Genomic DNA, 23,138 nt, shown 5'->3' with positions numbered 1-23,138 from the left:
CCGCTCATACGGCGAAAGGCCGGTGTCCGACCCCCGCGGGGGTCGGACACCGGCCTTTCGCCTGTCACTCGGAGCCTCAGAGGCCGTAGCGCTCCCGGGCCTCCTTGACGGCTGACGCCGGCACCTCGCCGCGGCGGGCGAGCTGGGCCAGCGCGGCCACCACGATCGACTGGGCGTCGACACCGAAGTGGCGGCGGGCGCCCTCACGGGTGTCGGACAGGCCGAAGCCGTCCGTGCCCAGCGAGGTGTAGTCCTGCTCCACCCACTGGCTGATCTGGTCCGGGACCTGACGCATCCAGTCGGAGACGGCGAGGACCGGGCCCTGGGCGCCTTCCAGCGCGCGGGTGACGTACGGGGTGCGCACCTCGCCGCGCAGCAGCGCCTCGTCGCACTCCAGCGCGTCGCGGCGCAGCTCGCCCCAGGAGGTGGCGGACCAGACGTCGGCCGACACGTTCCAGTCGGCGGCCAGCAGCTGCTGCGCCTGAAGGATCCAGTGGATCGCCGTACCGGAGGCCATCAGCTGGATCTTCGGGGCGTCCGCCGCCGGGGCCGCGTCCGCCAGGTCCGCCGCCGTGTTGAAGCGGTACAGGCCCTTGAGGATGCCTTCCTCGACGCCCTCGGGCATCGCGGGCTGCACCTTCGGCTCGTTGTAGACCGTCAGGTAGTAGAAGACGTCCTCGGGCTGCTCGCCGTACATCCGGCGCAGACCGTCCTTGACGATCACCGCGATCTCGTAGGCGAAGGCCGGGTCGTAGTTGAGCGACGCCGGGTTCGTGGACGCGATCAGGTGCGAGTGGCCGTCCGCGTGCTGCAGGCCCTCACCGGTCAGCGTGGTGCGGCCGGCGGTGGCGCCGACGATGAAGCCCTTGCCGAGCTGGTCGGCGAGCTGCCACATCTGGTCGGCGGTGCGCTGCCAGCCGAACATCGAGTAGAAGATGTAGAAGGGGATCATCGGCTCGCCGTGCGTCGCGTACGACGTGCAGGCGGCGATGAAGTCGGCCATGGCGCCGGCCTCGGTGATCCCCTCGTTGAGGATCTGGCCGTCCTTGGCTTCCTTGTAGTACATGAGCTGGTCGCGGTCGACCGGCTCGTACGTCTGGCCCAGCGGCGAGTAGATGCCGGCCGACGGGAAGAGGGACTCCATACCGAAGGTGCGGGCCTCGTCGGGGACGATCGGCACCCAGCGCTTGCCGGTCTCCTTGTCCCGCATCAGGTCCTTGACGAGGCGGACGAAGGCCATGGTGGTGGCCATCTCCTGCTTGCCGGAACCCTTGAGCAGCGGGGCGAAGGAACGGTCGGCCGGAGCCGGCAGGGCGACCTGCTTGACCTTGCGGGCCGGGGCCGGGCCGCCGAGCGCCGCGCGGCGCTCGTTCAGGTACTGGACCTCGGGGCTGTTCGCGCCCGGGTGGCCGTAGGGCACGACGCCGTCGGCGAAGGCGCTGTCCGGGATCGGGAGGCCAAGGAGGTCACGCATGTCCTTGAACTCGTCGATCGTCAGCTTCTTCATCTGGTGGTTCGCGTTCTTCGACTCGAACCCGGCACCCAGCGTGTAGCCCTTGACGGTCTGCGCCAGGATGACCGTCGGCGCGCCCTTGTGCTCCAGGGCGGCCTTGTACGCGGCGTAGACCTTGCGGGGCTCGTGGCCGCCGCGGGAGCTGTGGAAGCACTCGGCGATCTTCGCGTCGGAGAGCACGCCGGCCAGCTGCACGAGCTCGGCGTTGGCGCCGAAGAAGTGCTGGCGGATGTAGGCCACGTCGCGGGTCGCGTACGTCTGGAACTGCGCGTCCGGTACCTCGCGCAGGCGGCGTACCAGGGCGCCCGTGGTGTCGAGCTGGAACAGCTCGTCCCAGGCGGAGCCCCACAGCGACTTGATGACGTTCCAGCCGGCGCCGCGGAACTGGGCCTCCAGCTCCTGGACCACGCGGAAGTTGGCGCGGACCGGACCGTCGAGGCGCTGCAGGTTGCAGTTGATGACGAAGGTCAGGTTGTCGAGCTGCTCGCGGGAGGCGAGGGCCAGGGCGGCGGTCGACTCGGGCTCGTCCATCTCGCCGTCGCCCAGGAAGGCCCAGACGTGCGAGTTCGCGGTGTCCTTGATGCTCCGGTTCTGCAGGTAGCGGTTGAAGCGCGCCTGGTAGATCGCGGAGAGCGGGCCGAGGCCCATGGAGACCGTGGGGAACTCCCACAGCCACGGCAGGCGCCGCGGGTGCGGGTAGGACGGCAGGCCGTTGCCGCCGGACTCCTGGCGGAAGTTGTCGAGCTGCTGCTCGGAGATGCGTCCGTCGAGGAAGGCACGGGCGTAGATGCCGGGGGAGGCGTGGCCCTGGATGTAGAGCTGGTCGCCCGATCCGTCGGCCTCCTTCCCGCGGAAGAAGTGCTGGAAGCCGGTCTCGTACAGCCACGCGGCGGAGGCGAAGGTGGCGATGTGGCCGCCGACGCCGTACTTGGAGCCGCGGGTCACCATGGCGGCCGCGTTCCAGCGGTTCCACGCGGTGATCTTGGCTTCCATCTCCTCGTCACCGGGGAACTCGGGCTCCGCGGCGGTGGGGATGGTGTTGACGTAGTCCGTCTCCAGCAGCTTGGGGAGCGCGAGGCCGGCGGCCTCGGCGTGCTGGAGGGTGCGACGCAGCAGGTATTCGGCCCGGCGTGTACCGGCGGCCTTGGCGACGGCGTCGAGGGAGGCCGCCCACTCGGCGGTCTCCTCGGTGTCGCGGTCCGGGAGCTGGTCGAGCTCGCTCGGAAGCTTTCCTACGGGGTCGGACATCGCTGTGCGCCGCCTTCCGGGTAATGGAGAGGTGGTGAAAAAATCCCTGACGGGCAGGACAGGGTCGGTGGACCTGGTTGAGGTCCGCGACGACTGTAAATCGCTGATCGATGATCGATCAAATAAAAGTGACAAAGAAACGTCCATCTGACGAAAGTCGGCACCGCGTGCCAGTAAGAAAGGCACGCGGTGCCGGTCAAATGGGGGCGAAGCGGACGGATCACGCCCTCGGGGCGCACCCCAGGACATGCCGCTTCACCAGCAGGCCGATGTCCGGATCCTGACTGCGGAACGCCTCGACGAGGGCCTCGTGCTCCTCGGCGTAGGACTTCTGGACGGTTCCCAGCCAGCGGATGGACAGGGCCGTGAACACCTCGATGCCCAGGCTCTCCCAGGTGTGCAGCAGCACGCTGTTCCCGGCCGCGCGGACCATCTCCCGGTGGAACCCGACGGTGTGCCGTACCTGCGCGGTCCCGTCCTCGGTGCGGTCGGCCTCCCACAGGGCCGCCACGTGCGGCTCCAGCGCCGAGCAGTCGGCCGCCAGCCGCGGCGCGGCCAGCTCCGCCGCGATCTGCTCCAGACCGGCCCGGACCGGGTAGATCTCCTCCAGGTCGGCCGCGGAGAGGTTCCGTACGCGTACGCCCTTGTTCGGCGCCGACTCGATCAGCCGCAGGGTCTCCAGCTCGCGCAGGGCCTCCCGTACGGGCGTCTGGCTGACCTCCAGCTCCACCGCGATCCGGCGCTCGACGATCCGCTCCCCGGGCTTCCAGCGCCCGCTGACGATCCCCTCCACGATGTGCTCGCGGATCTGCTCGCGCAGCGAGTGCACGACGGGTGGGGTGATCATCGGCGGTTCATCTCCTGGGTGCGGGTGCAGGGGTGGTCCGGGGCTGATGCGTAGACAATACGGCGGAGTAGGCCGACGCGATGCGTTCCCGGTCAGGGACGCCGGGTGAGGCTGGTTACAGGGAACCGACGCCCCGTCCCGCCCCGCCCGGCCGGAGCGTTCGCGGTAGGGGCGGGAAGACCACGGCGCCCCCGTCCGGAGGGGATTCCGGACGGGGGCGCCGTGGTGCGACAGCCACTGCTGCGCGGTGAGCCTTACAGGCCGAGCTCGACCTCGAACTCGCCGGCCTCGAGGATCGCCTTGACGGCCGAGAGGTACCGGGCCGCGTCCGCGCCGTCCACCAGGCGGTGGTCGTAGGACAGGGTCAGGTACGTCATGTCGCGGATGCCGATGTTGGTGCCCTCGGCGGTCTCGATGACCACCGGGCGCTTCACCGTGGCACCGATGCCCAGGATGGCGACCTGGTTCGGGGGCACGATGACCGTGTCGAACAGCGCACCGCGCGAGCCGGTGTTGCTGATGGTGAAGGTCGCGCCCGACAGCTCGTCCGGCGTGATCTTGTTGCCGCGGACCTTGGCGGCCAGGTCGGCGGTCGCCTTGGAGATGCCCGCCAGGTTGAGGTCACCGGCACCCTTGATGACCGGGGTCATCAGGCCCTTCTCGGAGTCCACGGCGATGCCGATGTTCTCCGAGTCGAAGTAGGTGATGGTGCCCTCGTCCTCGTTGATCCGGGCGTTGACGACCGCGTGGGCCTTCAGCGCCTGGGCAGCGGCCTTGACGAAGAACGGCATGGGCGAGAGCTTGACGCCCTCACGGGCCAGGAACGCGCCCTTGGCCTTCTCGCGCAGCTTCATGATCTTGGTGATGTCCACCTCGACCACGGAGCTGAGCTGAGCCTGCGAGTGCAGGGCCTTCATCATGTTGTCGCCGATGACCTTGCGCATGCGGGTCATCTTGACCGTCTGACCGCGCAGCTCGGAGACCGCGGCGGCCGGAGCCTTGGCGGCCGGAGCGGCAGCGGCCGGCGCCGGGGCGGCGGCCGCGGCCTTGGCGGCCTCGGCGGCGGCCAGGACGTCCTGCTTGCGGATGCGGCCACCGACACCGGTGCCCGAGACCGCGGACAGGTTGACGCCGGACTCCGAGGCGAGCTTGCGCACCAGCGGGGTCACGTACGCGCCCTCGTCACCGGCGGAGACCGGGGCGGCGACCGGGGCGGCGGGAGCGGCGACGGGGGCGGGAGCGGCGACGGGGGCCGGAGCGGCGACCGGGGCCGGAGCGGCGACGGGGGCCGGAGCGGCGGGGGCGGCCACGGCCGGAGCCGGGGCGGCGACCGGAGCGGCAGCCTGGACCGGAGCCGGGGCGGCGGCGGCCGGGGCCGCTGCGGGGGCGGCACCGGCGACGCCGATGACGGCCAGAACGGCGCCGACCTCGGCGGTCTCGTCCTCGCCGATCCGGATCTCCAGCAGCGTGCCGGAGACCGGCGCGGGGATCTCGGTGTCGACCTTGTCCGTGGAGACCTCGAGCAGCGGCTCGTCGGCCTCGACGGACTCGCCGACCTGCTTCAGCCAGCGGGTGACGGTGCCCTCGGTGACGGACTCGCCCAGGGCGGGGAGCACGACATCGGTACCGGACGCGGCGGGCGCGGCGGCGGCGGGGGCCTCGGCGACCGGAGCCGGGGCCGCGGGGGCCTCGGCGACCGGGGCCGGAGCGGCCGCGGGGGCCTCGACAGCGGCGGCCGGCTCGGCGACTGCGGACTCTGCAGCCGGGGCTGCAGCAGCGGCGCCGGAGCCGTCGTCGATGACGGCCAGCTCGGCGCCGACCTCGACGGTCTCGTCCTCGGCGACCTTGATGGAGGCCAGGATGCCGGAGACGGGCGACGGGATCTCGGTGTCGACCTTGTCGGTCGATACCTCGAGCAGCGGCTCGTCGGCCTCGACGCGCTCGCCCTCGGCCTTCAGCCAGCGGGTGACAGTGCCCTCGGTGACGCTCTCACCGAGCGCCGGAAGGGTTACGGAAACCGACATGGTTTCAGTTGCTCCTAACGAATGTGCGGAAGTGGTCGTCGCGCCCGTGACGATTAGTCGTGGGAGTGAAGCGGCTTGCCGGCCAGGGCCAGGTGGGCCTCGCCGAGCGCCTCGTTCTGGGTCGGGTGCGCGTGGATGAGCTGCGCGACCTCGGCCGGCAGAGCCTCCCAGTTGTAGATCAGCTGGGCCTCGCCGACCTGCTCGCCCATCCGGTCACCGACCATGTGGACGCCGACCACGGCACCGTCCTTGACCTGGACGAGCTTGATCTCGCCCGCGGTCTTAAGGATCTTGCTCTTGCCGTTGCCCGCCAGGTTGTACTTCAGGGCCACGACCTTGTCCGCGCCGTAGATCTCCTTGGCCTTGGCCTCGGTGATGCCGACGGAGGCGACCTCGGGGTGGCAGTAGGTGACGCGCGGGACACCGTCGTAGTCGATCGGGACGGTCTTGAGACCGGCCAGACGCTCCGCGACCAGGATGCCCTCGGCGAAGCCGACGTGCGCGAGCTGGAGGGTCGGGACGAGGTCACCGACGGCCGAGATGGTCGGCACGTTGGTCTGCATGTACTCGTCGACCAGGACGTAGCCGCGGTCCATCGCGACGCCCTGCTCCTCGTAGCCCAGGCCCTGCGAGACCGGACCGCGGCCGACCGCGACCAGGAGCACCTCGGCCTCGAAGGTCTTGCCGTCGGCCAGCGTCACGCGGACGCCGTTCTCCGTGTACTCGGCCTTGTCGAAGAAGGTGCCGAGGTTGAACTTGATGCCGCGCTTGCGGAAGGCGCGCTCCAGCAGCTTGGAGCTGTTCTCGTCCTCGACCGGCACGAGGTGCTTGAGGCCCTCGATGACGGTGATGTCCGAGCCGAAGGACTTCCACGCCGAGGCGAACTCGACGCCGATGACGCCGCCGCCCAGGACGATCGCGGACTCGGGCACGCGGTCCAGGACCAGCGCGTGGTCCGAGGAGATGATGCGGTTGCCGTCGATGTTCAGGCCCGGCAGCGACTTCGGCACGGAGCCGGTCGCCAGCAGGATGTGGCGGCCCTGGATGCGCTGGCCGTTCACGTCGACGGAAGTCGGGGAGGAGAGGCGGCCCTCTCCCTCGATGTAGGTCACCTTGCGGGAGGCGACCAGGCCCTGCAGGCCCTTGTACAGGCCCGAGATGACCTCGTCCTTGTACTTCTGGACACCCGCGATGTCGATGCCCTCGAAGGAGGCCTTGACACCGAACTGGGCGGCTTCACGAGCCTGGTCCGCGATCTCGCCCGCGTGCAGCAGAGCCTTCGTGGGGATGCAGCCGTTGTGCAGGCAGGTGCCACCGAGCTTGTTCTTCTCGATCAGGGCAACGTCCAGACCCAGCTGGGATGCGCGCAGCGCCGCGGCGTAACCGCCACTGCCACCGCCGAGGATCACTAGGTCGAAAACGGTGCTGGCGTCGTTCGCCACGTCACGTCCTCCATGCATGTGCGCCGGGCACCGGTCCTCTGTGACCGGGCGGCGGCTGGTAATCGGCCGCTTGTTTCTTCGGCCCTGTGGTGGGGGCCCTGTCCTGCCGAGAACCCATCTTCGCATTTGTCGGGGGAACGCGGGACGCCGGGCCCGGACTGTGGACGGAGCTTCTGTCCGAGGTGAGGGTTACCGATGCGTAGAAACATACGGTTCCCCGATGTTTCGCCATAAGCCGAACGCACCCCGGGCCCTGAAGGGGGCCCGAGGTGCGTCACGTCTCACATCCGGGCCGTCAGCCCAGGTCGCCCGTGGCGGTGCGCTCGGCCAGCCGCACCAGGGTGCGCACGGCCGAGCCGGTGCCGCCCTTGGGGGTGTAGCCGTGCGGCGCGCCCTCGTGGAAGGCCGGGCCGGCGATGTCGAGGTGGGCCCAGGTGATGCCCTCGCCGACGAACTCCTGCAGGAAGAGGCCGGCCACCAGGCCGCCGCCCATGCGGACGCCCATGTTCGCGATGTCGGCGGTGGGGGAGTCCATGGTCTTGCGCAGCTCCGCGGGGAGCGGCATCGGCCAGGAGGACTCGCCGACCTCCTCGGCGATCTCGTGGATCGACGTGCGGAAGGCGTCGTCGTTCGCCATGATCCCGAAGGTGCGGTCGCCGAGGGCGAGCACCATGGCACCGGTCAGGGTGGCGACGTCGACGATCGCGTCCGGGTTGTCCTCGGAGGCCTTGGTCAGCGCGTCGCCGAGGACCAGCCGGCCCTCGGCGTCCGTGTTGAGGACCTCGACGGTCTTGCCGCTGTACATGCGCAGGACGTCACCCGGCTTGGTGGCCGAGCCGGACGGCATGTTCTCGGCGAGCGCGAGCCAGCCGGTGACGTTGACCCGCAGACCCAGCTTCGCGGCGGCGACGACGGAGGCGAAGACGGCGGCGGCGCCGGCCATGTCGCACTTCATCGTCTCGTTGTGGCCGGCAGGCTTCAGGGAGATGCCGCCCGAGTCGTAGGTGATGCCCTTGCCGACGAAGGCCAGGGTCTTCTCCGCCTTGGGGTGCGTGTAGGTGAGCTTCACCAGGCGCGGCAGGTTCTCGGAGCCCTTGCCGACGCCCATGATGCCGCCGTAGCCACCCTTGACCAGGGCCTTCTCGTCCAGCACCTGGACCTTGATGCCGTTCTCCTTCGCGGCCGCGGAGGCGACCGCGGCGAAGGCCTCGGGGGTCAGGTCGTTCGGCGGGGTGTTCACCAGGTCACGGGCGACGTTGACCTCGGTCGCGACGACCGCGGCGCGCTCGGAGGCGGCCTTGTGCTCCTTGTCGCGGGGCTTGGCGCCCAGCAGGGTCACCTCGGCGAGCGGCTGCTTCGGACCGGAGTCCTTGCCGTTGCCGGCCTTCTTCTCGCCGCCCTGGTAGGCGGTGAACGCGTACGCGCCCAGCAGCGCGCCCTCGGCGACGGCGGTGACGGCCGAGGCGTCCTCCAGCGGGAGGGCGAAGCCGGCCTTCTTGCTGCCGTGCAGCGCGCGGGCGGCGGCGCCGGCGGCGCGGCGCAGCACCTCCTCGTCGAACGACTCGTCCTTCTCCGGGACGGAGCCGAGCCCCACCGCCAGCACGACCGGGACCTTGAGGCCTGCCGGAGCCGGCAGCTTGGTGATCTCGCCTTCGGCACCCGAGGCGCCGAGCGCTTCGAGGACGCCGGCGAGCTTACCGTCGTACGCCTTGTCCACGGCCTCGGCGCCGGCGGCCACCAACGGGCCCTTGGGGCCCTTCGCGACGCCGACGACGAGGGCGTCGGCGCGGAGCGTCGCCGCGCCGGCAGTGCTGAGAGTCAGAGCAGTCACGGTGGTGAAGTCTCGCTTCCGTTTGTGTGTGTGGGCCGAGTGGGTGGACGGCCATCCGTAGCGATCGTATTCGGGCCCGACGGCCGCCAGAAATTGAGCCTACGCGTACGGGCTCGCCCGCACGCCACTCGAAGGTTTGGCAAGTTGTTCGATCAAGAGGCTGCCGGGTTCACCCATCCGTGGACTCTGCTCCAGGTTTGCCTCGTAGACCTGACGAGGTCCGAGAGACTCGGTCCACTCTCGCAAGGGGACTCGGGGTTCCTTTGCATGATTTCCACAGAGCCTCCCCGGCCCGGCCATCCGCCATGGGCCGTGTCGAGGGATGCCTGCGGGGGGAAAGGCCGAAATGGTCAACAAGAATCGGATGAACAGGCTTGCCGCCGTCATGGCTGCCGCAGCCCTGGTGTCCGTGGCAGTACCCGCCTCGACCGCTCAGGCGGTCGAGGCGCCGCGGATCGACCTGAAGGTGCTCGTCGTCGACGACGGCGGCAGCTCGGTCCAGGCGGTCACCGCGGAGCTCCGGGACACCGGAGTCCCGTACACCCGCGTCGAGCTGGGCAGTGCGAGCCGCCCGGTCATCAACGCGGCGTTCCTCAGCGACACGCTCGACGGCCGGCCGCGCGCCAAGTACCAGGGCGTCGTCCTGCCGAACGAGAACCCCTTCGGCGAGGGCTCGGCCGAGATGGCCGCGCTCGCCGCGTACGAGACGACGTACGGGATCCGCCAGGTCGACGCCTACACCTGGTCGCACCCGGGCGTCGGGCTGGAGTACACCGACAACGGCGGCTACAGCGGCCAGCTCGACGGCACCCAGGCCGCGGTCACCCCGGCCGGCAAGGCGGGACCCTTCGCCTACCTCGGCGGACAGGTCACCTTCGAGGACAACTCCGCCCTCGTCCCCGAGAGCTTCGGGTTCATGGGCAAGCCGCGCCCCGGCTACACCAGCTACCTCGACGCCCCCGTCGGCTCTGGGCGGGCCTCGCTCGTCGGCCAGTACACCCACGACGGGCGCAACGAACTGGTCGTCACCTTCGGCTACAACCAGTACCAGCAGCAGTTCCGGCTGCTGGCCCGCGGCATCGTCGACTGGCTGACCCAGGGGGTCCACCTCGGCCAGAGCCGCAACTACCTCGCGGTCCACGTCGACGACGTCTTCGCCCCCGACGCCCGCTGGAACAAGGACCTGAACTGCACGCCGGGCGACTACGCCTGCGCGGGCGGAGAGGGCAAGGAGAGCACCATCCGGATGACCGCCGCCGACGCCGTGTACGCGGCACAGTGGCAGACGTCCAAGAACTTCAAGCTCGACATGCTCTTCAACGGGGGCGCCGGCGAGGAGTGGAAGGCCGAGAACGGCGGGGTCGACGCCCTGACCGCCCAGCTCGTCGCCGACCGTGCCAAGTACCGCTGGATGAACCACACCTACACCCACCCGTTCCTCGGCTGCGTCCAGAACACCGCCGTCGTCCCCTGGACGTGCACGAAGAACGCCCAGGGCGTCGTCCAGTACATGAGCCGCGCCGACATCGCCGCCCAGATCCGCGACAACAACAACTGGGCCGCCTCCAAGGGCATCGCCACCGACAGGAGCGAGCTCGTCACGGGCGAGCACTCCGGCCTCAAGACCGCACCGCAGCAGCCCGTGGACAACCCCAACCTGGCCGGCGCCCTCGCCGACACCGGGGTCAAGCGGGCCGGCAGCGACAACTCCCGCGAGCCCGCCCAGCGGGCGGTCGGCGCGGCCCTCACCGTCCCCCGGCACCCGATGAACGTGTACTACAACACGGGCACCAACGCCGAGATGGCCGACGAGTACAACTGGATCTACACCAGCCGCGCCGCCGGCGGCAGCGGCGCCTGCGAGGACAACCCGGGGACCTCCACCTGCCTGCCGGCCGCGCTCGACGTCAACACCGGCTACCTCCAGTACATCGTCCCGCAGGAAGCCCGGACCGCCCTGCGCCACGTGCTGGCCAACGACCCCCGGCCGCACTACGTCCACCAGGCCAACCTGGCCGAAGACCGGACCCTCTACCCCGTGCTCGACCAGGTCCTCGACACCTACCGCACCCTCTACGCGCCCAGCGCGCCAATCGTCAACCAGTCCATGAAGGACACGGGCGTCGAGCTCCAGCGCCGCGCCGCCTGGGACAAGGCGCTCGCGGACGGCAAGGTCACCGCCTACCGCATCGGCACCACCGTCACCGTCAAGGCGCCGTCCGGAGTCGTCGCCCCGGTCACCGCCCCCACCGGGACGAAGAAGCAGATGCTGCTCGGCACCGCCGACTTCGGCACCGCGTACGCCGGCAGCCGCTCCGCCTGGGCCGCTCCGGAACTGCTGCAGAGCGCCGTCACGCTCAAGCTGCCCAGCTGACCGCCCGTCACGCTCACGCTGCTCAGCCGACCGTCCGACCCGCAAGCCGCCACGAGTAACACCCAGCGCCGGCGCTCCGCACACCCACGGGCGCCGGCCCCTTTTCCGTCCTGGGGGGACACACCGTATGAGTCATGGGCGTCACGTCACCATGCTCACCGAAGGCACCTACCCGCACGTCCACGGGGGCGTCAGCACCTGGTGCGACCAACTGGTACGAGGGATGCCCGAGGTCGACTTCAACGTCATAGCCCTGACCGGCTCCGGACGAGAGCCGGTCACCTGGGAACTGCCGCGCAACGTCTACCGGCACACCGCCTTCCCGCTGTGGGGTCCACCCCCGTCAAAGGGGCGTCTCGGCCGCCGTTCGGCCCTGCGCGGCAAGGCCCACCGCCGCTTCACCGAGGTCTACGAGGCCTTCCTGCTCTCCCTGCTCGACCCCGCGGGCGGCCCCGCCCGGCACGGATTCTCCGCGGCCCTGCGCGAACTGGCCATCCTCGCCCGGGCCGGAAAACTGGCCCCGGCCCTGCGCTCCGAATCGGTCCTGCGGCTGCTGATGACCGTATGGACCCGCCCCGGCCTCACCACCGCCGCGGCCGAGCCCACCATCCACGACGCGCTCACCGCCACCGACCTGCTGGAACACGCGCTGCGCCCGCTCGGCGTACGGATCCCGCCCGACAGCGTCGCCCACGCCGTCAGCAGCGGCCTCGCCACCCTCCCGGCCCTCGCCGCCAAACACCTCGACGGGGTCCCCTTCCTGCTCACCGAGCACGGCATCTACCTGCGCGAACGCTACCTCGGCTACCGCAGCGCCGGACAGCGCTGGCCCGTCAAGGCGCTCATGCTCGGCTTCTACCGCGAGCTCAACACCGAGGGCTACCGGCAGGCCGACCTGATCACCCCGTGCAACCAGTACAACCGCCGCTGGGAGGAGCGCGGAGGCGCCGACTCCGATCGCATCCGCACCGTCTACAACGGCGTCGACCCGCACGCCTTCCCCGAGGCCGGCCCCGAACCGGACGTGCCCACCCTCAGCTGGTGCGGCCGCATCGACCCCATCAAGGACCTCGAAACGCTCATCCGGGCCTACGCCTTCATATGCGAGGAACTGCCCGCCCTGCGGCTGCGCCTCTTCGGGCCGGTCCCGGCCGGCTGCGAGGAGTACAAGCTCCGGCTGGAGAACCTCGCCGCCGAACTCGGGGTGAGCGACGGGATCACGTACGAGGGCCGCATCGAGCAGGTGGCCCGGGCCTACGAGGCCGGCCACATCGTGATGCTCTCCAGCATCAGCGAGGGCTTCCCCTTCAGCATCATCGAGGCCATGTCCTGCGGACGCACCACCGTCTCCACCGACGTCGGCGGGGTCCGCGAGGCCGTCGGCGACACCGGCCTGGTCGTCCCGCCGCGCGAGCCCGAGACCATGGCCCGCGCCACCCTCGCCCTGCTCCGCGACGACGAACGCCGCGCCGAGCTCGGCCGGCTGGCCCGCAAACGGGTGGTGGAGAAGTTCACCCTCCACCAATCCGTGGACGGCTTCCGGCACATCTACCGGGAACTCGCCGGCCAGCCCGTGCTGCCCGTCCACGCCGGCGACAGCTGGACCCAGCGGCTCGCCGACCCCTGGTACCGCGAACTCGCCGCCGACGGGAGCCTGTGGTGAGCGGATCCCTCTGGCTCAAGCCGCCCGGCGCGGACTCCGGCGCCGACACGCTCCCGGCCATCCCGCGCCCGCGCCGCGACGGCCCACGCCCGGCCGCCGACCCGATGGACGAACTCGCCGAACGCCTCGGCGCGTTCGTCTCCGCCGCCGTCCACCCCGACGAGATCGCCGCCATCCTCGAATCCGACGGCATGACGGACGAACACATCCGGCTCACCTACGGCCGGCACGACTCCTTCAGCCTCGCCGAGGAGCTCTACGCCAGAGTCTCCCGCTCCTTCCCGGACCCGGGCGCCGCCCCCGACCCCTGGAAGGTCTCCCTCACCGCCTGCCTGCTGCGCGGAGTGATCTTCGCCCTGCCCGGCCTCGCCTACCTCCTCGGCGCGCCCCTCCTCGAAGGCCCGCAGGACCGGCTCGGCCTGCCGGCCGGGACGCTCACCCTGCTCGCCGGGGCGCTCATCGGCTGGGTCTGGGACCAGACCCTGTCCCACCGGGCCTACTCCTGGCTCGGCCTCGGCGACCGGGCAGCCGCCGGGCGCACCCTGCTCGTCGGCGCCCCCGCCGGATCCCTGCTCGGTACCGCCGCCGCGCTGGCCGTGCCCGGAGGGCCGCCGTTCTCGTACGCCTTCGCCGCCGGACAGGCCCTCTACGTCGGGGCCGCGACCGTCCTGCTGGTCCTCGGCCGGGAGCGGGTGCTGCTCGTCGCACTCGGCCCGATGGCGGTCGGGGCGCTGCTCGCGCTCTTCGTCGACCTGCCCGTGCCGGTACGGGTCACGCTGCTCGTGGTGTCCCTGTTGGCCGCCTGCACCCTGGCCGTACGGGAACTGCCGCTGGCCGACGGGATACGGGCCGCCGTGCTCCGGGTCCGCGGCTGGGCGGTGCGCCGGCCCGGCAAGGGCCCGGTGCGCTGGCAGATGCTGCGCGGCGCCGAGGAGGAGATCGCGGCCCGCGGGCCCCGGCTCGGGGACTCCGTGCCGTACGGGGTCTTCGGCCTCGGCACCGGTCTGCTCGTGCTGTACGCCGCCCTCGGGGAGGTGCTCGCCGGCGGCCCCGCCGAAGCGGTCGCCGCCCCCTCGGCGGTGGCCCTCACCCTCAGCATGGGTCCCGCCGAATGGCTGCTCCACCGCTTCCGCAGCGGCAGCCTCTCCGGGCTCCAGGGAGCCCGCTCGCCCGGCGCCTTCCGGCAGCGGATGCTCGGGACGCTGGCCCGGTGCCTCGCCGTCTACCTGGCGGTGCTGCTCCTCCTCGGCCTGGCCGGAACCCTCCTGTGGCCCGGCGCCCCCGGCCTGACCGGGATCCGGGTCGCCACCCTGCTGCTGCTCGGGGCGGTGATGTGGACCGGGCTGCTCCTGCAGTCCTTCGGAGCGGTCCGGCCCGCCGCCGCGGTCTGCGCCTCGGCCGCCGTCGCCCAGAGCCTGGCCCTGCTGACCGGGCTGGGCCAGCCCCGGGCCGTCCAGCTGGTGGTGGCGGGCACCGCCGCCGCCGTCCTGGCCGTCCTGGTCTGCCTGCTCCTCGGCCGCGCCACCGCCCACCGATGACGTACGAGACGTCCGAGACGCAGGAGAAGAAGGACCCCATGCTGCTGGTGCCCCTCTACGAGCACCCCGCCGACCGGCCCGAGGCCTGGGAGCGGCTCATCCACTCCGCCGGCCGGCTGCACTCGGTGGTGCTCAACCCCGACAGCGGGCCGGGCGCCGCCCCCGACGAGCGGTTCGCCCAGGTCGCCGAGCGGCTGCGCGAGGCCGGGGTACCCGTCCTCGGGTACGCCGACACCGACTACGGGCGGCGCCCGCACGCCGCGGTGGTGCAGGACCTGCTGCGCCACCGCGACTGGTACGCCACCGACGGAGCCTTCCTCGACCAGGCGTCCGCCGACCCGGAACTCCTCCCGCACTACGGTCGGCTCGCGGTCGCGGCGCGGGCCGCGGGCGCCCGCACCCTCGTCCTCAACCACGGGGTCCACCCGCATCCGGGCTACGCCGAACTCGCGGACCTGCTCGTCACCTTCGAGGGCCCCTGGGACGCCTACCGGGACGCGGCCGCCGTACCGCCCTGGACCGTGGACCATCCCGCCCAGCGGTTCTGCCACCTCGTGTACGCCGTCCCGCCGGGCGCGCCCGCCGCCGAACTCGCCGAGGAGCGGAGGGCGGGGGTGCACTGCGCGGTCCCCGGCACCGGCGCACACCCGTGGGGGACCCTCCCGTACGCCCTGGAGGCGGCGGGATGAAACGGCTCGGACTCCTGCTGCTCCTGCCCCTCCTGCTTCTCGCCGCCTGTACCGCGGAGCCGCCGGACGACGGCGAGGACGAGCCGTACCGGTGGCCCGACCAGGCGCCGGGGGAGCTGTGGCGGCCCCCGCCGGGCGTCGGCTGGCAGTGGCAGCTCACCGGGAAGCTCGACACCTCGGTGAAGGCGCCCGTGTACGACGTCGACGGGTTCACCACCACCAAGGAGCAGGCCACGGCGCTGAAGAAGGCCGGGCGCAAGACCATCTGCTACCTCTCCACCGGAGCCTGGGAGGACTTCCGTCCCGACGCGGAGGCGTTCCCGAAGGACCTGCTCGGCAAGGGCAACGGGTGGGAGGGGGAACGCTGGCTGGACATCCGCCGCGTGACCGAGCTGGAACCGCTGATGGCCAAACGGTTCGACATGTGCCGGGACAAGGGCTTCGACGCGGTCGAGCCGGACAACATGGACGCCTACCGCAACACGTCCGGCTTCCCGCTCACCGCCGACGACCAGCTGCGCTACAACCGGCTGATCGCGAAGCTGGTGCACGACCGGGGGATGGCGGTCGGCCTCAAGAACGACCTGGACCAGATCCCGGAGCTCGTCGGCGAGTTCGACTTCGCGGTGAACGAGCAGTGCGCGCAGTACGAGGAGTGCGAGCGGCTGACGCCGTTCGTCGAGGCGGGGAAGGCCGTCTTCCACGCGGAGTACGAACTCCCGACGGGCCGCTTCTGCGAGCGCTCGCGCGAGCTGAAACTGAGCTCCGTGCAGAAACACTACGACTTGGACGCCTGGCGCCGCGCTTGTCATTTAACCACTCCGGCCGCGCCGGGCCAACCAGGCTGCGCCGCGCCAACCAGGCTGCGCCGGGCCAAACCGGCCGCGCCGGATCAACCAGGCCGCGCCGGGCCACTCCGGCTGCGCCGCGCCAACCAGGCCGTTCCGCGCCAACCAGGCCGCGCCGCGCCAAACCGGCTGCGCCGGGTCAACCAGGCTGCGCCGGGCCAAACCCAGCCTCTCCGGCGTTTGAGGAGCGGGGTCTGGGGCGGCGCCCCAGGAACCCGGCTCCGCCGGGCACCGGGCTCCGCCCGGACCCTCCCCCAGACTTCGTCCGGGGGGACCCCCACTCAAACGCCGGCCGAGCCGGAAGGGTGCGGGCGGGGCCCGGGGAGGTCAGGCGGGGAGGATGGCGTGTACGCGGTAGCCGCCGCCGAAGCGGGGGCCGGCGAAGCAGGAGCCGCCCAGGGCGCCGGCCCGCTCCCGCATTCCGAGCAGCCCGTGCCCACCCCCCGGCTCCGAGGCGGGCGCGGACGGCTCCGCGCCCCCGTCGTCCAGCACGGTCACCTCCACCGAGGGTCCGACCCGGACCACGCTGACCTCGGCCCGGGCCCCGGAGCCCGCGTGCTTGCGCACGTTGGTCAGCGCCTCCTGGATCACCCGGTACGCCGCCAGGTCCACCGCCGCCGGCAGCGGTCCCGCCTCGGGTTCCAGCTGGACGATGACCTTCACCGGGAGCCCGGCGTGCCGGAAGGTGTCCACCAGCTCCTCCAGGACACCCAGCCCGGGCGCGGGCTCCGTCGGCGCCTCCGGGTCACCGGACTGCCGCAGCAGCCCCACCGTGGCCCGCAGCTCGTTGAGCGCCGACCGGCTGGCGTCCCGTACGTGGGCCAGCGCCTCCTTGGCCTGGTCCGGCCGCTTGTCCATGACGTGCGCGGCCACCCCCGCCTGCACGTTGACCAGGGCGATGTGGTGGGCGACCACGTCGTGGAGGTCCCGGGCGATCCGCAGCCGCTCCTCGGCGACCCGCCGCCGGGCCTCCTCGTCGCGGGTCCGCTCGGCGCGCTCGGCCCGCTCGCGGATGGCGTCGACGAAGGCCCGCCGGCTGCGCACGGCGTCGCCGGCGGCCGCGGCCATGCCCGTCCAGGCGAAGATCCCGATGTTCTCCTGCGCGTACCAGGGCAGCGGCCCGGCGAGCATCGCCACGCCCGTCAGCCCGGCCATCGTCAGCAGCCCGATCCGCCAGGTCGTGGGCCGGTCGGTGCGGGCGGCCACCGTGTACAGGGCGATCACCGTGCACATGGCGACGGGCGCCCGCGGCTCCCCGGTGGTCAGCTCCAGCAGCGAGAGCCCGCAGGTCACGGCGAGCACGGCGCGGGGCTGCCGACGCCGGAACACCAGGGCCGCCGCGCCGAGCAGCATCAGCAGCAGCGAGAACGGATCGGGGGTGCGCGTCCCGAAGGTGGGCCCGTGCGGCCCGTGCGGATCGGCGAAGGAGCCGACGACCATGGCGGTGAACGCCCCGAACGCCAGCACGGCGTCGGTGGCGAGCGGATGGGCCCGCATCCACTGCCGGGTGGGGGCGAACCGCCCGAGGTCTGTCGTCACCCCGATACGGTACGGCCTGCCCCGCACCGGTCACGGCGGCGGTGGCTGCCCGAGGACGGCGCGGGTGCGCACCGGGGGCCACTGGGCCCGCACCACGCACACCGCCATGACCGCGAAGATCGCAGCCAGGTGCTCCTTGCCCGCCAGGTTGTCCTTGACGAGCACCTCGCCGATCATCGCCAGGATCACGAGGGCGCCGGTCAGGTACGCCCGGTAGCGCCAGCAGACGTAGATGGCGAGCCCCACCACCGCCGCCGAGGGCCCGGTGTCGTTGACGATCCGGTCGGACACCGGCAGGCCGAAGGGGTGGTCGTGGCCCAGCGCGAGCCCGATCCGCGCGTACGTGGTCCCGGCGAGGGTGGCGACGTAGCCGATCAGCAGCGTGCGCCACCAGCCGATGCAGATCTCCGAGATCCCGAAGACGAGCAGCACCTGCGCGAGCGCTCCCCACACCGGCAGGTCCAGGGCCGGGACGAACAGCGACAGGGGGGTCCGCAGCAGGGCCAGCCAGAGCGGGTCGGCGGCCTTGACCGACCCGAGGTTCTGGACCGGCTGGAAGCCCCAGGAGGTGTTCTGCACGATCTGGAAGACCGAGGTCAGACAGACCGCGCCGATGGTCATGGGGATCGCCCGCCACTTGTCGCGGACGAGCGCGTTCCGGACGGTCCGGAACAGGGGCCCCCACTCACGGTGGGCGAACCGCCGGAGTGGGGAGGCGTTCCACGCTGTCAACGGCGGGTCTCCAGGTGTCTGCGGTGCAGCCACTTCGGAAGGCCGGGGGCCTCCAGGAAGCCTTCGGCCCGGCCGGCCGCGACACCGATCCGCAGCAGGTCCGAACTCTTCTCGAAGAGCATGAACCGCGGTTCCCAGATCGGCCGGTATTTGGCGTTGGCCCGGTAGAGGGACTCGATCTGCCACCAGCGGGAGAAGAAGCTCAGCAGCGAGCGCCACATCCGCAGCACCGGACCCGCGCCGAGCCGGGAACCGCGCTCGAAGACGGACCGGAACATCGCGAAGTTCAGCGAGACCTGGGTGACCCCGATCTCCTTGGAGCGTTCGAGGAGTTCGATGACCATGAACTCCATCAGGCCGTTCTCGGAGTCCCGGTCGCGGCGCATCAGGTCCAGGGAAAGGCCCTTGGGGCCCCACGGCACGAAGGACAGCACGGCCCGCAGTTCGCCGCTGCCGTCGGTGCACTCCAGCATCACGCACTGGCCGTCGGCGGGATCACCCAGCCGGCCCAGCGCCATGGAGAAGCCGCGCTCGGTCGCGCCGTCGCGCCAGTCGTCGGCGCGCCGCACCAGCTCGGCCATCTCCTCGGCCGGGATGTCGGCGTGGCGGCGGATGCGGACCGTGTACCCGGCCCGCTTGACGCGGTTGAACGCCTGCCGGACGGTCCGCATGGCGCGGCCCTCCAGGGTGAACTCGGCGGTCTCGACGATCGCCTCGTCACCGAGCTCGAGCGCGTCCAGGCCGTGCCGGGCGTAGATCTGCCCGGCCTCCTCGCTCGCGCCCATCACGGCCGGCACCCAGCCGTGCTCGCGGGCCTCGGCCAGCCACGGGTCGATGGCGCCGGGCCAGGCCTCGGGGTCGCCGATCGGGTCGCCGGAGGCCAGCGAGACGCCGCCGACGACGCGGTAGGTGACGGCGGCCTTGCCGGTGGGGGACCAGATGACGGACTTCTCGCGGCGCAGCGCGAAGTAGCCGAGCGAGTCGCGGTCGCCCTGCCGGGCCAGCAGGGCCCGCAGCCGCTCCTCGTCCTCCTCGCTGATCGGGTCGACGGCGCGGCGCGAGCGGAAGGCGGCGAAGAGCACGGCGAGCAGCAGCAGCATCGACATGACGTTGATGACGACGTCCACCCAGCCGGGCGTGGTGATCGCCTCGTAGGCCCGGTCGTCCGGGGCGAGGGTGATCAGGCGCATCACGCCGTACTTCCAGCGCGCCAGGAAGGTGGCCTCGGAGCTGTGCGGGGCGGTGTTGGCGGCGCCGACGAGCAGGGCCGCGACCAGCGAGGTGACGAGCAGGCCGACGGCGGCGACGGCGGTGGCGAGCGCCGGGTTGGAACGGTCGCCCTTGGCGTAGAACTCGCGGCGGCCCAGCAGGAGGGCTCCGGCGAAGGCTGCGGTCAGGGCCAGGGAGACCCAGTTCTGCGGATGCTCGCGGATCTCCTCGTACGCGTAGAGCGCGTAGGCGAGCAGCAGCGCCAGCAGGCCGCTGAGGACGAGGTTGAGGATCCAGGAGGCGCGCTTGCGGCGGCCGAGGGTGACGGCGAGCAGCAGTGTGAAGAGCCCGGAGGCGAAGCCCGCCGTGAGCATGTACGGGGTGTAGAAGTCCTCGACGTTGTGGCGCCGCAGGTCCTGCCCGAGCGAAACCCACACCGCGCTGAGGAAGTTGATGAAGGTGACGGCGCGCAGGTACCAGACCGCGAACGCGGCGCCGCGCCGTGAGCGGGGGGTCCCCCGGCCCGATTCCCGTCCGGCCTCCCGGTCCCGTCCGGCCTCCCGGTCCCGTCCGGCCTCCCGGCCGCCCCCAGCCGCCTTGCCGGCGGGATCGCCGCCGGTCTCTTTCCTGCCGGATGACGGACCGGTCGCCGGTGAGGCGGTGCGGTCGGTCTCTGCGCTGGTCAAACGGACCTCTCCCATAAAAAGCGATCATATGGGGCGCCGCTGTCCGTGGTTGGGCGGTCGGGGACCACGGCCTGGTCAGGACCGCGGGCCCCGGTGGCTCATTCCGTCGGCTCCGCCGCCGCCCGCTCAGGAAGTTCCGCCGCGAGTGCGGCGGCCGCCTGGACGAGGGGGAGAGCCAGCAATGCCCCGGTACCTTCGCCCACTGTGACGCCGTGGTCGAGCACAGGGTTGAGTGCCATCCGGTCCAGTGCCTTCGCCTGGCCCGGTTCTCCGCTGGCCTGACCGGCCAGCCACCAGTCGGGCGCCCGGAACGCGGCCCGCTGGGCCACCAGTCCGCAGGCGGCCGAGACGACGCCGTCGAGGATGACCGGCGTACGGCGCACCGCGCACTGGAGCAGGAAACCGGTGATGGCGGCCACGTCCGCGCCGCCGACCGCGGCCAGCAGCGCGACCTGGTCGCCGAGCACCGGGCGGGCCCGGCGCAGCGCGTCGCGGATCGCCGCGCACTTGCGCATCCAGGCCAGGTCGTCGATGGGCAGTCCGCCGCGGCCGGTGACCACCGAGGCATCGGTTCCGCACAGGGCGGCGACGAGGGTCGCGGCGACGGTGGTCCCGCCGACGCTGAGGTCCCCGAGGACGACCAGGTCCGTCCCGGAGTCGGCCTCCTCGTCGGCGATCCGCATCCCGAGCCGCACCGCAGCCTCGGCCTCCTCGGCCGTCAGCGCGTCCTCCACGTCGATCCGGCCGCTGCCGCGCCGGACCCGGTGCCCGGTCACGTCAGCGGGGAGCAGCCCGGGATCGCAGTCCAGCCCGGCGTCGACGACCCGTATCGTGGCGCCGAGCCGGCCGGCCAGGATGGCGACGGGGCTGGTTCCGTCCAGCACGGCCCGCACCAGCTCGTGGCCGGTGGCGGCGGCCCGCGCGGAGACGCCTGCTGCGGCGATCCCGTGGTCGGCGGCGAACAGCACCACGCGGGGGCGCTCGATCGGCTTGACCGGCACCTGCCCCTGCGCGGCGGCGAGCCACTCGGCGAGCTCGTCCAGCCGGCCCAGCGCGCCGGGCGGTACGGCGAGGCGCTCACGGCGTTCCTCGGCATCACGCCGGACGCCCCCGTCGGGGCGCTCGATCAGATCGGAGAAGTCGTCGAGATTCAGCGTGCTCATCTGCCAGAGAGTACAGCCGGTGAGGCACACCCTCAGGCCTTGGGCGAAGGCCCCGCGTTCAGGTCCCGGGAGGCCCGTTCCGGGCCGGCCGCAGGGCGCCGGGACGGACGCCGAACAGGACGAGCGGGGCGCCCGGCGGCAGCGGACCGGCCGTCAGTCACCCCGGTGGTTCCTTGAGTACGTCCACCTGCCCCGCGACGACCAGCAGCACGTGCTCGCACTCGCCCGCGACCCTCGCGTTCAGCCGGCCCAGCTCGTCGCGGAAGCGGCGGCCCGAGGACGTCGCGGGGACGACGCCCGATCCGACCTCGTTGCTGACCAGCACCATGTGGCGGCGGGTCGCGCGCACCGCCGCCACCAGCTCGGCGATGCGCTCGCCGAGCTGCTGCTGCCCGCCCTTGGCCCAGACGGCGTCGTCCCAGGCCCCCGCCCGGTCCATCGCGTCCGTCAGCCACAGCGCCAGGCAGTCGATCAGCAGCGGCGGCCCGGCCTCGGCCAGCAGCGGGACCAGTTCACAGGTCTCCACCGTCCGCCAGCTCACCGGCCGGCGTTCCCGGTGCAGGCCGATCCGCTGCGTCCACTCCGCGTCACCCTCCCGGGTGCCGCCGGTGGCCACGTAGACCACCTCGGGGAAGGACTCCATCCGGCGCTCCGCCTCCACGGACTTGCCCGAGCGGGCCCCGCCCAGCACCAGGGTCCGGCGCGGCGGTTCCGGCACCGCGCGGTACTCCCCGACGGCCACGGTGGTCCCGTCCGGCACCGCCCGGGCACCGGCGGCCGCGCACCGGCGCTCCAGCTCCCGGCCCGGCGCGACGTCGTGGTCCAGGTGGACGGCGATCACGTCCGTGGCGGGGCCGACGGCGCCGCTCGCCCGCAGCCGGGCCAGCGCCTCGGGCCGCCCCAGCACGTCGGCGAGCACGATGTCGTACGGACGCCGGCCCGTCGCCCCGTTCGTTCCCGCCGGAGCCCCACCGGGCGGCAGGTACAGCATCCGGCCGCCGTCCGGGCCGGTCACCTCGTACCCGGTGCCCGGCGCGTCCATCGACACGGCCCGCACCCGGTGTCCGGAGATCACCGCGAGCTCCCGCCCGTCCGGGACCCGCCCGGCGGCCGGCAGACCGGGCGGCAGCTCGACCGCGGGTCCGTCGTGCGGGTGAGTCAGCAGGACCTGCCGCACGCCGGCCAGCGAATGCCCGGCCCGGGCGCCGGCCAGCACCGCACCGGGGGTCAGGTCGAGGAGCAGTGCCCCGTCGACCAGGACGGCCGTCGCGGCGCGGGAGCGCCCGCCGACGGAGACCGCGCAGGCCGCACAGGGGCAGCCGGGGCGGGGCAGGCCCTCGGGTGTGCCGGTGCCGAGCAGAGTGAGTTCCACAGGATGATCCTCCCGCGTCGCCGAGACTGCTGCGCGCCCGGTTACTCTGCGGGCAGACTCAAGGCAGAAGCGTGCGAGCAGCGGACGAGCAACGGAGGCGGACATGGCGTGGACGTGGCGGTTCGAGACGGCCGACGGCACCGAGACGAGCCCGTCGGTGGTACCCGAGGAGTTCACCACGCAGGGGGACGCGGAGTCCTGGATCGGCGAGTACTGGAAGAACCTGCTGGAAGGCGGCACCGAGCAGGTGAAGCTGTCCGACGACACCGGGACCGAGCTCTACACGATGAGCCTGCGCTCGGCCCTGGAGGCCTGACCCTGCCGGGGGCTCGGCGGCCGTGATCGGGAGCCGCCGGGCAACCTCGGCCTCGCCGGCGTTTGAGTGGGGGTCCCCCGGACGAAGTCTGGGGGAGGGTCCGG

The 23,138-nt window shown here is 72.2% G+C and carries 15 protein-coding genes and 1 pseudogene; 6 read left to right on the top strand and 10 right to left on the bottom strand.

Annotated elements, in window-relative coordinates; genetic code table 11:
- Positions 1-76: 76 nt before the first annotated feature.
- The 5 genes from aceE to OG332_RS12860 all read right to left on the bottom strand — a co-directional run bounded on the left by aceE (position 77) and on the right by OG332_RS12860 (position 8,905).
- On the bottom strand, positions 77-2,761 hold the full coding sequence (gene aceE, locus OG332_RS12880) for a pyruvate dehydrogenase (acetyl-transferring), homodimeric type (protein ID WP_327413588.1): 2,685 nt from the start codon (positions 2,759-2,761) through the stop codon (positions 77-79).
- A gap of 220 nt (positions 2,762-2,981) precedes the next feature.
- Positions 2,982-3,605 (bottom strand): GntR family transcriptional regulator, encoded by a 624-nt coding sequence (locus OG332_RS12875; protein WP_319725692.1) that lies wholly within the window; start codon positions 3,603-3,605, stop codon positions 2,982-2,984.
- Between the two features lie 257 nt (positions 3,606-3,862).
- Positions 3,863-5,632 (bottom strand): 2-oxoglutarate dehydrogenase, E2 component, dihydrolipoamide succinyltransferase, encoded by a 1,770-nt coding sequence (sucB, locus tag OG332_RS12870; RefSeq protein WP_327413587.1) that lies wholly within the window; start codon positions 5,630-5,632, stop codon positions 3,863-3,865.
- Between the two features lie 53 nt (positions 5,633-5,685).
- A complete protein-coding gene (lpdA, locus tag OG332_RS12865) occupies positions 5,686-7,074 on the bottom strand; it encodes a dihydrolipoyl dehydrogenase (RefSeq protein ID WP_030707524.1) in 1,389 nt (462 codons plus the stop codon).
- A 295-nt stretch (positions 7,075-7,369) separates the two neighbouring features.
- Entirely contained in the window at positions 7,370-8,905 is a 1,536-nt protein-coding gene (locus OG332_RS12860) for a leucyl aminopeptidase (RefSeq protein ID WP_327413586.1), read from the bottom strand.
- A 346-nt stretch (positions 8,906-9,251) separates the two neighbouring features.
- On the opposite strand from OG332_RS12860, the gene OG332_RS12855 reads away from it, so the two are divergent.
- From OG332_RS12855 to OG332_RS12835, 5 genes and pseudogenes are all read left to right on the top strand, one after another.
- Positions 9,252-11,279 (top strand): hypothetical protein, encoded by a 2,028-nt coding sequence (locus OG332_RS12855; protein WP_327413585.1) that lies wholly within the window; start codon positions 9,252-9,254, stop codon positions 11,277-11,279.
- 127 nt (positions 11,280-11,406) lie between these two features.
- Positions 11,407-12,942, top strand: a complete 1,536-nt coding sequence (pelF, locus tag OG332_RS12850) for a GT4 family glycosyltransferase PelF (protein ID WP_327413584.1) — start codon at positions 11,407-11,409, stop codon at positions 12,940-12,942.
- On the top strand, positions 12,939-14,480 hold the full coding sequence (locus OG332_RS12845; protein ID WP_327413583.1) for a hypothetical protein: 1,542 nt from the start codon (positions 12,939-12,941) through the stop codon (positions 14,478-14,480). The genes pelF and OG332_RS12845 overlap by 4 nt, the downstream gene beginning before the upstream one ends.
- A complete protein-coding gene (locus OG332_RS12840) occupies positions 14,477-15,169 on the top strand; it encodes a spherulation-specific family 4 protein (RefSeq protein ID WP_327413582.1) in 693 nt (230 codons plus the stop codon). Before OG332_RS12845 ends, OG332_RS12840 begins: the two co-directional genes overlap by 4 nt.
- Positions 15,166-15,978: pseudogene (locus OG332_RS12835) on the top strand (endo alpha-1,4 polygalactosaminidase); the annotation flags it as partial. The gene OG332_RS12840 and the pseudogene OG332_RS12835, both read left to right, overlap by 4 nt.
- A gap of 366 nt (positions 15,979-16,344) precedes the next feature.
- Here OG332_RS12835 and OG332_RS12830 read toward each other — a convergent pair.
- From OG332_RS12830 to OG332_RS12810, 5 genes are all read right to left on the bottom strand, one after another.
- The gene (locus tag OG332_RS12830) at positions 16,345-17,556 is read right to left on the bottom strand and encodes a sensor histidine kinase (protein ID WP_442816148.1); all 1,212 of its coding nucleotides are present in this window, start codon (positions 17,554-17,556) and stop codon (positions 16,345-16,347) included.
- 30 nt (positions 17,557-17,586) lie between these two features.
- Entirely contained in the window at positions 17,587-18,288 is a 702-nt protein-coding gene (locus OG332_RS12825) for a hypothetical protein (protein WP_327413581.1), read from the bottom strand.
- Positions 18,285-20,198 carry a phosphatidylglycerol lysyltransferase domain-containing protein gene (locus OG332_RS12820; protein ID WP_327413580.1) on the bottom strand — a complete coding sequence of 638 codons (1,914 nt, stop codon included), beginning with the start codon at positions 20,196-20,198 and terminating at the stop codon, positions 18,285-18,287. Before OG332_RS12820 ends, OG332_RS12825 begins: the two co-directional genes overlap by 4 nt.
- An 83-nt stretch (positions 20,199-20,281) precedes the next feature.
- Positions 20,282-21,346 carry a nicotinate-nucleotide--dimethylbenzimidazole phosphoribosyltransferase gene (gene cobT, locus OG332_RS12815; protein WP_327413579.1) on the bottom strand — a complete coding sequence of 355 codons (1,065 nt, stop codon included), beginning with the start codon at positions 21,344-21,346 and terminating at the stop codon, positions 20,282-20,284.
- A gap of 157 nt (positions 21,347-21,503) precedes the next feature.
- Positions 21,504-22,718, bottom strand: coding sequence for a bifunctional adenosylcobinamide kinase/adenosylcobinamide-phosphate guanylyltransferase (locus OG332_RS12810; RefSeq protein WP_327413578.1), 1,215 nt, complete (start codon positions 22,716-22,718; stop codon positions 21,504-21,506).
- A gap of 103 nt (positions 22,719-22,821) precedes the next feature.
- Here OG332_RS12810 and OG332_RS12805 point away from each other — a divergent pair, with 103 nt between their 5' ends.
- The gene (locus OG332_RS12805) at positions 22,822-23,034 is read left to right on the top strand and encodes a hypothetical protein (RefSeq protein ID WP_327413577.1); all 213 of its coding nucleotides are present in this window, start codon (positions 22,822-22,824) and stop codon (positions 23,032-23,034) included.
- The last annotated feature ends 104 nt before the right edge of the window (positions 23,035-23,138 follow it).

The sequence above is a fragment of the Streptomyces sp. NBC_01233 genome (assembly GCF_035989305.1).
In the GTDB taxonomy this organism is placed as follows: domain Bacteria; phylum Actinomycetota; class Actinomycetes; order Streptomycetales; family Streptomycetaceae; genus Streptomyces.
Note: the sequence above shows the minus strand (reverse complement) of the source record. Positions and strands in the feature narration are given on the sequence as shown.

What these genes read in the sequence shown, in the direction of transcription:
- aceE (WP_327413588.1), bottom strand. Translation starts at nt 2,761, where the DNA reads ATGTCCGACCCCGTAGGAAAGCTTCCGAGCGAGCTCGACCAGCTCCCG.
- sucB (WP_327413587.1), bottom strand. Translation starts at nt 5,632, where the DNA reads ATGTCGGTTTCCGTAACCCTTCCGGCGCTCGGTGAGAGCGTCACCGAG.
- OG332_RS12855 (WP_327413585.1), top strand. Translation starts at nt 9,252, where the DNA reads ATGGTCAACAAGAATCGGATGAACAGGCTTGCCGCCGTCATGGCTGCC.
- pelF (WP_327413584.1), top strand. Translation starts at nt 11,407, where the DNA reads ATGAGTCATGGGCGTCACGTCACCATGCTCACCGAAGGCACCTACCCG.
- OG332_RS12840 (WP_327413582.1), top strand. Translation starts at nt 14,477, where the DNA reads ATGACGTACGAGACGTCCGAGACGCAGGAGAAGAAGGACCCCATGCTG.
- OG332_RS12820 (WP_327413580.1), bottom strand. Translation starts at nt 20,198, where the DNA reads ATGGGAGAGGTCCGTTTGACCAGCGCAGAGACCGACCGCACCGCCTCA.
- cobT (WP_327413579.1), bottom strand. Translation starts at nt 21,346, where the DNA reads ATGAGCACGCTGAATCTCGACGACTTCTCCGATCTGATCGAGCGCCCC.
- OG332_RS12805 (WP_327413577.1), top strand. Translation starts at nt 22,822, where the DNA reads ATGGCGTGGACGTGGCGGTTCGAGACGGCCGACGGCACCGAGACGAGC.